At 65.2% G+C, this 10,727-nt stretch carries 10 protein-coding genes; 5 read left to right on the top strand and 5 right to left on the bottom strand.

The window, feature by feature from the left end:
• Window positions 1-234: 234 nt before the first annotated feature.
• Both LLH00_06500 and LLH00_06495 read right to left on the bottom strand, forming a co-directional pair.
• Entirely contained in the window at window positions 235-1,353 is a 1,119-nt protein-coding gene (locus LLH00_06500; protein ID MCE5270919.1) for a glycosyltransferase, read from the bottom strand.
• Complete coding sequence (locus tag LLH00_06495) at window positions 1,350-2,681, bottom strand: O-antigen ligase family protein (protein ID MCE5270918.1); 1,332 nt, start codon at window positions 2,679-2,681, stop codon at window positions 1,350-1,352. Before LLH00_06495 ends, LLH00_06500 begins: the two co-directional genes overlap by 4 nt.
• Window positions 2,682-2,821: 140 nt before the next feature.
• Between LLH00_06495 and LLH00_06490 the strand changes: the two genes are divergently transcribed.
• On the top strand, window positions 2,822-3,910 hold the full coding sequence (locus LLH00_06490) for a glycosyltransferase family 4 protein (GenBank protein ID MCE5270917.1): 1,089 nt from the start codon (window positions 2,822-2,824) through the stop codon (window positions 3,908-3,910).
• Here the strand turns inward: LLH00_06490 and LLH00_06485 are convergent.
• Window positions 3,889-5,307, bottom strand: a complete 1,419-nt coding sequence (locus LLH00_06485) for a hypothetical protein (GenBank protein MCE5270916.1) — start codon at window positions 5,305-5,307, stop codon at window positions 3,889-3,891. The genes LLH00_06490 and LLH00_06485 overlap by 22 nt on opposite strands.
• Window positions 5,308-5,496: 189 nt before the next feature.
• Here LLH00_06485 and LLH00_06480 point away from each other — a divergent pair, with 189 nt between their 5' ends.
• The 4 genes from LLH00_06480 to LLH00_06465 all read left to right on the top strand — a co-directional run bounded on the left by LLH00_06480 (window position 5,497) and on the right by LLH00_06465 (window position 9,085).
• Window positions 5,497-6,774 (top strand): glycosyltransferase family 4 protein, encoded by a 1,278-nt coding sequence (locus tag LLH00_06480; GenBank protein ID MCE5270915.1) that lies wholly within the window; start codon window positions 5,497-5,499, stop codon window positions 6,772-6,774.
• Window positions 6,775-6,822: 48 nt separating this feature from the next.
• The gene (serS, locus tag LLH00_06475; GenBank protein MCE5270914.1) at window positions 6,823-8,094 is read left to right on the top strand and encodes a serine--tRNA ligase; all 1,272 of its coding nucleotides are present in this window, start codon (window positions 6,823-6,825) and stop codon (window positions 8,092-8,094) included.
• Between the two features lie 36 nt (window positions 8,095-8,130).
• A complete protein-coding gene (locus LLH00_06470) occupies window positions 8,131-8,703 on the top strand; it encodes a DUF6144 family protein (GenBank protein ID MCE5270913.1) in 573 nt (190 codons plus the stop codon).
• A gap of 64 nt (window positions 8,704-8,767) precedes the next feature.
• On the top strand, window positions 8,768-9,085 hold the full coding sequence (locus LLH00_06465) for a multidrug efflux SMR transporter (protein ID MCE5270912.1): 318 nt from the start codon (window positions 8,768-8,770) through the stop codon (window positions 9,083-9,085).
• A 17-nt stretch (window positions 9,086-9,102) separates the two neighbouring features.
• Here LLH00_06465 and LLH00_06460 read toward each other — a convergent pair whose 3' ends face one another.
• The gene (locus tag LLH00_06460) at window positions 9,103-10,392 is read right to left on the bottom strand and encodes a hypothetical protein (GenBank protein ID MCE5270911.1); all 1,290 of its coding nucleotides are present in this window, start codon (window positions 10,390-10,392) and stop codon (window positions 9,103-9,105) included.
• A gap of 57 nt (window positions 10,393-10,449) precedes the next feature.
• Window positions 10,450-10,727, bottom strand: a 278-nt coding sequence (locus LLH00_06455) for a hypothetical protein (GenBank protein ID MCE5270910.1), incomplete at its 5' end; no start/stop codon positions are given.

Raw genomic sequence — 10,727 nt, 5'->3', positions numbered from 1 at the left:
GGCGCTGCCGCGAATCGCCGCCGAACCGTGCGGCAATTACAGCCCCGGCCGTTTCTCGCTCAATTAAACGCTACCCTGGCGGGAGGCTCAGACAGGTGCGGCCCCCAAAGGCAACAGCGGCGGCCTGTCAGCCGCACGGGGGTTGGCTTTGACCCGGGATCGAGTTATTCCGATACGAACGATGTGTTCGCCCATAACATTCTATAGCAAAAACCTAACCGGACAATGCTGATCTCAGCTCTTCAGCAGTTCCTGGTACACGCGGCAGGTGCCCTCGACCATCGCCGCCACGCTGAACCTCTCGGTGACATGGCTGCGGGCGGCCTGCCCCATGGCTTGCCGTCTTTCCGGGTCCTCCAGCAGGGAGCGCGCGGCCTGGAACAGGGCTTCCTCGTCATCCGGCGGCACCAGCAGGCCGTCCACCCCGTGCTCGATCACCTCGGGGATGCCGGCCACGGCATAGGCCACGCAGGGCACCCCGTAGGACATGGCCTCGAGCAGCACGTTGGGCAGGCTCTCGCGGAACGAGGTCAGCACCAGAATGTCGAGGCTGCGGTAGAAACTGTCCATCCCGTTCAGCGGCCCCAGAAACACGGTCTGGCAGACCGAGCGGCGCTGGTGTTGGGGCAGGCGCGCGGCGTAGGACTCGTCCAGGCCCGCTCCCGCCGCCATCGAGCAGAGCGGCCCGAACTCGCGCCCGAGCCTTTCCACCAGACGGAGGTAGGCCGGCACGTTTTTCTGTGGGATCGACTTGGACACCGTGCCCAGCACGGGGTTGCTCTCGGAAAGCCGGAACGCGCTCCGGCAACGGGCCTGCTCCCCGGGACGGGTGGCCTCGGGGATCGCCACGCCGTTGAGCACCACCCGGAATTTCTCCGGCGGCACCCGGTAGCGCTGGGAGTAATCCTGGGCCACGGCCCGGCTGTTGGAAATTATCAGCGGCGCGGCCAGCAGCGCGCGCCGCAGAAGGGCTTGGCGCAGGGGGTCGCCGGGAGTGGGCACGCAACGCACCGAGGGCAGAAAGCGCATTCCGCGGGCCATGTGACCGGCCAGCCAGGAATAGATCGAGGCGTTCTCCAGAAAGCTGTGGACCAGGGCCGGTCTTTCCCGGCGCAGCAGGCGCGCCAGGGTAAGCACGCGGGACAGCTCTCTCCGGCCGCGCCGCTCCATGAACCGGAGGTCTATCCCCTCGCGCTGCAGCTCATCTCCGAACGGTGTCAGCACCTGGGACAGGCAGATCACGGTCACGGATTCCCCCCGCGCCGCCAGCCCCCGAGCCAGTATCGACGCCTGGCGCTCAGCCCCGCCCCAACTCAGCTGGCCGATCACCAGGCCGATCCGCTCCCCAATCATATACCCTCCCGCATTTCACTGTCCGCCAGCCGGTTGGAGGCCGCGGCCAGGGAGAGCGCCAACCAGTAGTACTTTGCCATGTAAACCGTCCCGCCCAGCCCGAAGACCAGGATGTAGACCAGCAGGGTCCTTCCCAGCCAGGGTGCATCTCCGGGCGGGAAACGGTACTCGGTCAGTGTGCTTAAGAATATCAGGCCGAACAGCAGGATGCCCACCAGCCCGAGTTCGGCGGTGATGCCCACATAGACGCTGTGCGGGTCGCGGTTGTTCATCAAATCTTTGCGCACCCCGGGATAGGCCGCCCGGTAGGAGTTGTAGTAGCGGCCGAACTGCTTGAAACCCACCCCGAGAACAGGGTGGTCGCGGATCATCCCCAGGCCCACGCCCCAGATGTCGAAACGGTCGGAGCCGCGCTGTCCCACTTCCACAACATCCACCGCCCGGTCGACCAGGGTGAAATTGATCATGCCGGAGTAATAGATGCCGGCCAGCACGATCAGCGCCGACACCAGCATCAGGACCATGTTGAGCCAGCGGCGGCGCGTGTGCCAGAGGAACACGCCCAGCGCGGCGGACGAGGCCAGCCAGCCGCTGCGGCTCTGGGCCATCACCAGCGGCGCGGCCAGGCAGAGTATCGACAGAAAGGCCAGCCCCTTCGACCACAAGTGGCGGCCCCGTTTCAGGAAATAGAGGCCCGCCACCAGCCCCAGTCCCACCACGGCCGCGTAGTTGTTGGCGTTCTGGGCCTCGAAAGTCCGGGCCCGCTCCAGTATGTTATGCGTTATCAGCGTCAGCGACATGCCGCTGGTGGCCAGCACCCCCAGCATCAGCGCGCCCAGCACCAGGGCCAGGTCGCGGCGGGTCTCCACCACGTTGACCGTCATCACGTAGAGCAGGACAAGCTGCAGCAAGGTCACATAGTAGCTGCCGCCCAGGCTGGGGTCGAGCGCCCAGAGGAACGACAGGCCGATCCAGAACACGAAAGCCAGGATGAAAGCCAGGGGACGGCCCAGCCGCAGGCGCCGGCCGAACAGCATCACGTGCACGATCCAGGCGCCGAACGCGGCCAGCCCGGCCAGGCGGACCTCGGTGACAGGGCCCAGTTGCGAGGAACTGATACCCTCCACGGTCAGCAGGCTGCAGACCGCGGCCACCCCCAGCACCGGCCAGCGCACCGCCGCCGCCAGGAACAGCGCCCCGGCCAGCACGCTCAGCCCGATTTTCAATGGGGCCAGGCTGAGCAGCACACCGGCCAGCACCATCCCCAACGCGGCCAGCGCCGCAGCCCAGTTCCAGCCGTTCAGTCGAAAACTCCGCTCCAACTGCATCCGCCGCGCTCCAGCGTGGAAATATCAATCACTAAACCACTTGCCGCCCGGTAATATATCGATTATAATCCCGTATTTCAATCACCACGGTTCAAGCCTCCGACACCCGGTTGGACAGACCCAGCGAGGAACGGCGCAGCTTGGAAAAACCCCGCAGAACCATCCTCGTCATCGGTCCGGTCCCGCCGCGGCTCACGGGTGGAATTGCAAGCTATGTCGGTTTCATGCTGGCCAGCCCGGCGCTGTCCGGCCGCTTCCGCCTGGTGGCCCTGGACAACAGCCTCGCTCCGCTCTGGCGCCGCAACCTGGTCACGCGCCTGGCGGCGAGCCTGGGCCTGACCCTGCGCCTGTCGGTCCGCCTGGCCCGTCTGCGTCCGGACGCGGTGCACATACACTCGTCGTCTTTCAGCTCCTTCTGGGAAAAGACCTTTCTTCTGACTGTCTGCCGGCTTTTCGGCCGCTTCACCATCCTCCATCTTCACGGCGCCTCGTTCAAGGAATTCTATCAGAACAGCCCTTTGAAGCGCGCCATCCGTTATTTCCTGGACCGGGCCGATGTCCTGGTCGCGCTCTCTCCGTACTGGCGCGGCTATCTTGGCTCGCTGAGCCGCAGCCGTATCGAGATAGTCCCCAACTGCGCCGCCGAGGCCTTTTTCGGGGTCCGGGCGGATGTGGCGGCCAACTCGGCCGTGGTTTTCACCGGAGAGATAGGCCGGCGCAAAGGGGCGGATGTGCTGATCGAGGCTTTCGGCCTGCTGCGCGGCCGGGGCGTGGAGGCTCCGCTCCTCGTCGCCGGCGACTGCGCCCTGGGGGACAGCCTGGAGGCCTGGAAAGAGCGGGCCCGGAGGGCCGGAGTGGAGGGGATACAGTTCCTCGGAACGGTCGACCAGGCCGGGCTGGTTGGCCTTTTCAGCCGGGCGGCGCTGTTCACCCTGCCCTCCTGCGCCGAGGGTGTGCCAATTGCGATGCTCGAAGCCATGGCCGCCGGTCTGCCGGTGGTGGTCACTCCGGTGGGAGGGATACCGGACGCGGTGCAGGACGGGGAACAGGGACTGATTGTGCCGGTGGGTGACAGCCGAGTTCTGGCTGACAGAATTGAAAGCCTTCTCGCCGCCCCGGAGCTGCGCCGCAGAATGGGTGAGAGCGCCCGCCGGACCGCCGAAATGAAATACGCCCCCGCGGTCACCGCCCGGGCCCTGCTGGCGCTCTACGATTCTCTGCCCGGCTGAGCGCCCGCCCCAGAGCGCACGATCACGGCCCTGAATTTACCCCCCGTCGGCAGTGGAATCCTCTCCACGCTCTCCACCTCCACCCGCAGACCGCCCAAGGCCAGAGCGATCCGACCGGCGATCTGGCTTTCGCAGTCATCCGCACCCACGCCGGAACGCTCCAGCAGCACGCGCACCAGGGCTGGGCTTTCCTGGATCACCTGGGCTCGGCGTATCTGCGGCCAGTCTGTGAAAAAGCGGTCGAAACGGCGCAGACGCACACCGTTGGCCCCGGTGACCACATCCTCCACCCGCCCGACCAGGCGCTCCAGCACCGGGAAAGCGTCGCGCCCGCAGGGGCAAGCCCGCCCGCTCAGCACGCCCAGGTCGCCGGTGTCGTAGCGCACGAACAGGCTGGTCGTGTTGACCAGGCCGGTGGCCACCAGACGGCCGGTTTCGCCGGGGGCGCAGGGCGAGCCGTCCTCGCGCAGCACCTCCACGATCCCGAAATCCGGGTTCAGGTGCAGGCTCCCCCGGCCGCAGGTGCCAGCGAAAGCGCAGTTTTCCACCAGCCCGTATGTCTGGTGCACCGGCGCGCCGAACACTTTCTGCATCAGAGCCCGGGACGGCTCGTCCAGGGCGTCCGAGGTGGCGAGCACCGCCCGCGGCGCCCAGGCCGTGAGGCCGGCCTCCGCGATCAGGCGGGCCAGCTCGCCCTGGGCGCTGGAATATCCGGTCATGGTGACCGGACGGAAAGAGGCCAGCGCATCGCGGTACAGGCGCACGCTGGCCGGGCTCAGGTGCAGAAGCGATAAATAGAGCTGGTGCTCGAAAATGTTGTAGCGCCAGAACGGCGGACTGGTCCGAGCCGGGCTCACCACCTGCCGCAGCCCTATCGTCGAGCGCCGCTGGCGGATCGAGACCCCGGCCCAGCGGTAGGCGCGCGCCTCCACGGCGGCCCAGATGTCCTGCCAGACCGCCCGGCTGTAGCCCACGGTCAGCGGGGTGCCGGTGGAGCCGCTGGTGGAGCGGCGGAATTCCACCTCCCGGCCCTGCAGGCCGCCGCTCCAGTTGCCGCCCGGCACGGCGCGCAACTGGTCCTTGCTCACCACGGGCAGCAGAGGAAGGTCGGCCGGGCCCAGGCGCTCCAGGCGCGGACGGCTCAGGCCGGCGCGCTCCCAGAGGCCACGGTAGAGCGGGGTGCTGTCCCAGGCTTTGAGAAGCACCTCGTGCAGGCGCGCGGCCTGCCAGTCGGCCAGACGGCCCGCGCTCCAGGACTCGCGCTCCAGCCAGTCGCGCAGGCGCGACTCGAACACGCCGCCCAGACGAAGGCGCCTCCAGTGCCAGCCGTAGGCGCTTATCGCCGCGTGCTGAAACGGCACCGGCAGACTGTCGTACAGTTGCTGCATGCGACCCATTGAAGCCCCCCTCGGTTCGAGAACGACATTACCGGGACAAATTATACACTCCCGGCCGGCGGCTCACAAGGGGCGGGCACGGCCCGGGCCGACCGCATTGACAAGCCCAAGCGCCGGGGTTAAGTTAAGTTTCCGCGTGCAAGGCGGTTCCGGCACGTAAACGCATCCGCTCCAAGCCCGGACGTCCCGATGAAGATTCTGATGCTGACCCAGTATTTCTACCCCGAGGTGGGGGCGACTCAGACCCGTATCTACGAGTTCGCCCGCAACCTGATCCGTCACGGCCACGAGGTGACCGTGATCACCGAGGTGCCCAACCACCCGATCGGCATCATCCACGAGCAGTACCAGGGACGGCTTTTCATCCTGGAGGAGGTGGACGACATCCGGGTGACCCGGGTCTGGGTCTGGGCCAGGCAGAAAAAAAATTTCTTCAACCGCATCCTGTTCTATCTCTCCTACATGGTCATGAGCTTCTTCGCCGGCCTGTTCGACCGCAGGCGCTACGACATCATTTTCGCCACCAGCCCGCCCCTGTTCGTGGGGGTGAGCGGCTACCTGCTCTCGATTTTCAAGAGGGGACGGTTCGTGCTGGACGTGCGCGACCTCTGGCCCGCCGCGGCCACGGCCCTGGGCGAGCTGTCGAACAAGCGCATCATTTTCCTGGCCGAGAAGATCGAGCGCATTCTCTACAAGAACGCCGCCGCGATCATCGCGGTCACGCGCGGTTTCTGCGACTACATCGCCCGTAACGGCGGCGATCCGAAACGTATCCACTACATCCCCAACGGCACGGTGGAGGACATTTTCCGCCCGCTGGCGCCCGACCCGGAGCTCAAGCGCAGCCTGGGTCTGGAGGGGCGTTTCATCGTCACGTTCGCCGGCACGCTGGGCATCGCCCAGGGACTCTGGTCGCTGATCCACGCGGCCAAGCTGCTGCGGAACTACAACGAGATCGCCCTGCTGTTCATCGGGGACGGGCCGATGAAGAAAAGCCTGATCGAGCTGACCGTGGACCTGCGGCTGAACAACGTGTTCTTCCATCCCCAGGTGCCGGTCAACAACATCAACCAGTACCTCAACATCTCGGATGTCCTGTTGGTCTCGCTCAAGGACGATCCAGTGTTCGACTCGTTCATCCCCTCGAAGATGTTCGATTTCATGGCCTGCGGCAAACCGATAATCCTGTCGGTGAACGGCGAGGCGCGGCGGATTTTCGATGCGGCCGCGGCGGGTATCTGGGCCCAGCCCGAGAATTTCTACGAGATGAGCGACGCCATCATCCGGCTGTACGAAGACCCGGCGCTCAGCCGCAGTTGCGGGGAGAACGGGCGACGGTTCGTGCTGGGTAATTTCTCCCGCACCGAGCAGTCGGAAAAACTCGAAAAACTGTTCCGTCAGTTGTTGGACAACCAAGACCGGACACCCTCGCACGGACCGCTCCGTCAGCCCGCCCTGAGCCGCTGAGGAGCTTTCACTGTCCGTGCGGGCCGAAAGACAAGGAGACCGACCGACATGCTTGATCTGCGCTTTATCCGTCAGAACCCCGAGCTGGTGGCCCGGGGAGTGGCCGCCAAACGCGTGAAGATCGACCTGGACGAGCTGCTGCGCCTGGATGACCAGCGCCGCAACCTTCTGGCCCAGAGCGAGAGCCTCAAGGCCGAGCGCAACCAGGCCAACCAGCGCATGGCCGAGTCCAAGAAGGGCGGCAAGCCCGACCCGCAACTGGTCGAAGCCCTGCGCACGGTGTCGTCGCGGATCAAGGAGCTGGACGCGCAGCTGGCGGAGCTGGAGCCGCAGATCGGGCAGTTCCTGCTGCGCGTGCCCAACCTTCCGCACGCCAGCACCCCGTCCGGCACAAGCGAGGCGGACAACGTGGAGGTGCGCCGCTGGGGCGCGCCGCGCCAGTTTTCCTGGCAACCCCTGGCCCACTGGGAGCTCGGCGAGCGCCTGGGCATACTGGACCTTCCGCGCGGGGCCAAGCTCTCGGGCAGCGGGTTCATCGTGTTCTGCGGCGCCGGGGCGGCCCTTCAGCGCGCCCTGATCGCGTTCATGATCGACCTGCACGTGGAGCGGCACGGTTACCGCGAGATCCTACCGCCGTTCGTGGTCAGCCGCGACTGCATGACCGGCACGGGCCAGTTGCCCAAGATGGAGGAGGACATGTACCGTCTGGAGGCGGATGACATGTTCCTGATCCCCACGGCCGAGGTCCCGGTGACCAACCTTCACCGCGAGGAAATCCTGGACAGCGAGCGGCTGCCGATATTCTACACCGCCTACACCCCCTGTTTCCGCCGCGAGGCTGGCAGCTACGGCAAGGACACCCGCGGCCTGATCCGGGTGCACCAGTTCGACAAGGTGGAGATGGTCAAGTTCGTGCGGCCGGATACGAGCTACGACGAGCTGGAAAGCCTGGTGGGCAACGCCGAGGAAGTGCTGCAGGCCCTGGGCCTGCCCTACCGCGTGCTCTCGCTCTGCACGGCGGACCTGAGTTTCGCCGCGGCCAAGTGCTACGACCTGGAGGTCTGGGCGGCCGGGGTGGGCAAGTACCTGGAGGTCAGCTCGTGCAGCAACTTCGAGGATTTCCAGGCCCGTCGCGCCGGGATCAAGTTCCGCCCGGAGCCGGGGGCCAAGCCCGAGTACGTGCACACCCTGAACGGCAGCGGCCTGGCCCTGCCGCGCACGGTGATCGCGATCCTGGAGAACTACCAGAACCCGGACGGCACGGTGACTGTGCCCGAGGTGCTGCGGCCGTATATGCGGGGGATGGAGAAGATCGGCTGAAACAGCGGTCTTCTGTCTCCCGCTGCGAGGTTAACGATGATACGGGAAGCTTTCATCAGACGCGGGATGGGATTGCTTGCTGTGCTGGGCTGCTCCCCCGCGCTTCTGGCTGCCGAGAACAGCGGAAAGGCGGAAAGACCGGCTGGTGATCCGGGACAGAAAGAGGCCTCCCCTCCGAAAGACGGGCAGACCGAAGCTTTCAGCCGCGACTGGGTCCAGGGGTTCCTGGCTTCCGCCGACTCCACTCTGCAAGCCTCCGATAGGGTACGCCTGCTGGAGGCATGCGGACGGGCCTGCGCCCGCAGGGGGATAGTCGATCAAATCGCGGAGTTCAAGGGCCGGCCGGAGGCTTTCATCCAGTCTCTGCAGGCGCACCTGGGACCCGGCATGGCCGGTATCGAAGGCAACATGGCCCGGGTTGTCTACTCCCGCTGTTTCTGCCCCCTGGTGACGGATATTCCGGGCCGTCTCTCCGACACCTGGTGCAACTGCTCCTGTGGCTGGATCAAGGAGGTTTTCAGCGTGATCACCGGCCACGAGGTCGAGGTGAGCCTGCTCGATTCGATCAAGCGTGGCGGCAAGCAATGCGATTTCCGGATCAAGATCTGATCGCCCGGGACTGGTCCGTTGAAAACCTTATGCTGATCGTTCACGAGATGGAAAGGCCTGACGCATGCCCTGGCTGATCCTGGTTGTGGCGGGCCTGTTCGAGGTGCTCTGGGCCGCGCTGATGAAAATGTCGCAGGGATTCACTCTGTTCTGGCCCTCGGCCGGGACAGTGGCCGCCATGACCGTGAGCGTGGTGCTGCTGGGAGTGGCGATGAAAAGCCTGCCCCTGGGCACGGCCTACGCGGTCTGGACCGGGATCGGGGCGGTCGGGTCGGTGCTGGTCGGAATATTTTTCATGGGCGAGCCGCACGACTGGCCGCGGCTGCTCTTCCTGTTCCTCATCCTGACCGGGCTGGTCGGGCTCAAGCTGGTGACCAAGTAGCTCCCCCGCGCAGCGACTCAGCCTTTCAGCACCTCCAGCAGCAGGCCCAGGACATCCGTCAGGGTCAATCTCCCGTCGCCGTCGTAGTCGGTCCGCATGTCCTCCGGGTAGGCCGCGCGCAGCCTGACCATCCGCAGCACATCACCCAGGCTGCGCTTCCCGTCTCCATCAAAATCGTTCCGGCTCCACTCGGTCTCGGCCAGCGGGCCGATATAGCGCTTGGCCAGGACCACGTTGTCGAACTCCACCCGGCCCATGTTGCTGTTGTAGGCAATTGTCGAATCCGCCGGCTTCACATCGTTCTCGAAAATGCTGGCCAGGTAATACTGCATGTCGAGCTGGTTTATTTTCAGGCTTGGGGTACGGCTCCAGCGGAACCCCTCGAACGGCTTGGGAATGCTATCCACAGTCCCACCCAGATTATATACATCGGTTCCATACTCACGGAAACGGTCGGAGTACCAGCACCCCAGATGGGAGCCCGGCGCCCAGCGGTCCACCAGGCGCCCATCGATCCAGAACGCCTGCTCGCCGTCGCTTTTGTCCGGAGCGCTGTTCATCTTGATCATGATCTCCACGCACTGCCACTGGTCGCGCGTGGCCTGCTCCGGGCGTTCGACAGGCGGGCCGAACACGTTGCCGTAAAACGCGTTATCCTGGCCGTCGCTGACACCCTGGGGGGTCTGCCAACTGTGCATCTCGCACCAGTAGGTGTAAAAAATCCAGGCGCCCGGCGGATTGGCGCCTCCGCTCCTCAGGTCGATGCTGGTGGAGAAACGGTCGTAGCCATTGGGCCGATAGCCAGCCGCTCCCTCGGGGTAGGGCGCTGTGCTGGTCTTGCCGCCCAGATGCACGAAATGGTGCACATACGGGGCATCCGGGGCAAATTTGCAGTAGAACCGGGCATAGAGACGGTCATAGCCTTTGTCGAGAAGTTTGTATACGCTGCCTCCGTCGAACTTACCCTTGACGATCGTTATTTTCAGGCTTTTACGTCCCGGGCAGCCCGGGATGCTGTCCGCAACCAGGCTCAATCTCCCGTCGTTCAGGTCCGAGCCGGTATAAGTCCAGCGCTGGTTCAGATCAGCGAGGGCATTGACTTCAAAATCGTCATGGAACACGACTGCGGAGTCCGCCCCGAGCCCCACATCACCGGGATAGAGCGCGGCCAGCCCGTAGCACACCCCGGTATCGGCGGCGGCAAGGCCGCTCAAATCCCGGGCCTTTCCATTCTGCTGCCCGCCCGCGAAAGCCACGGCGAGCAGCAGCACGCAAAACACGGCCAGCGACAACAGCTTCCATTTCATGGCGTCTCCGATTTATGACTTTGCCAATCGTAAACAGACCAGCGGCGGCAGACAGGCTCAGCCGCGCAGCACCTCCAGCAGCAGGTCCAAGGCGTCGCGCAGGTCGGGATTGCCGTCCCCGTTGAAATCCGCCCGCATGTCGGCCTTGTCCGCAGAGTGCAGCCGCACGAGGCTCCAGACATCCCCCAACCCCTTGTGACCGTCGCCGTTGTAGTCGTACCCGGTCGTGAGCGTGGAGGCGATCGGCCCGATGTAGCGCGTGGCCAGGACAATGTTGTCGAACTGGACCCGGGCGGTCTGACGGTTTATGGCAAGAGTGGTATCCGGGAGCGGAT

This window comes from bacterium (genome assembly GCA_021372515.1).
Lineage (GTDB): Bacteria > Gemmatimonadota > Glassbacteria > GWA2-58-10 > GWA2-58-10 > JAJFUG01.
This window is presented reverse-complemented; position numbering and strand designations above follow the sequence as displayed.

Bases quoted from the DNA above. Each gene is read 5' to 3' on its own strand.
- LLH00_06495 (MCE5270918.1), bottom strand. From the start codon at position 2,681: ATGCAGTTGGAGCGGAGTTTTCGACTGAACGGCTGGAACTGGGCTGCG.
- LLH00_06500 (MCE5270919.1), bottom strand. From the start codon at position 1,353: ATGATTGGGGAGCGGATCGGCCTGGTGATCGGCCAGCTGAGTTGGGGC.
- LLH00_06460 (MCE5270911.1), bottom strand. From the start codon at position 10,392: ATGAAATGGAAGCTGTTGTCGCTGGCCGTGTTTTGCGTGCTGCTGCTC.
- LLH00_06480 (MCE5270915.1), top strand. From the start codon at position 5,497: ATGAAGATTCTGATGCTGACCCAGTATTTCTACCCCGAGGTGGGGGCG.
- LLH00_06485 (MCE5270916.1), bottom strand. From the start codon at position 5,307: ATGGGTCGCATGCAGCAACTGTACGACAGTCTGCCGGTGCCGTTTCAG.
- LLH00_06465 (MCE5270912.1), top strand. From the start codon at position 8,768: ATGCCCTGGCTGATCCTGGTTGTGGCGGGCCTGTTCGAGGTGCTCTGG.
- LLH00_06470 (MCE5270913.1), top strand. From the start codon at position 8,131: ATGATACGGGAAGCTTTCATCAGACGCGGGATGGGATTGCTTGCTGTG.
- serS (MCE5270914.1), top strand. From the start codon at position 6,823: ATGCTTGATCTGCGCTTTATCCGTCAGAACCCCGAGCTGGTGGCCCGG.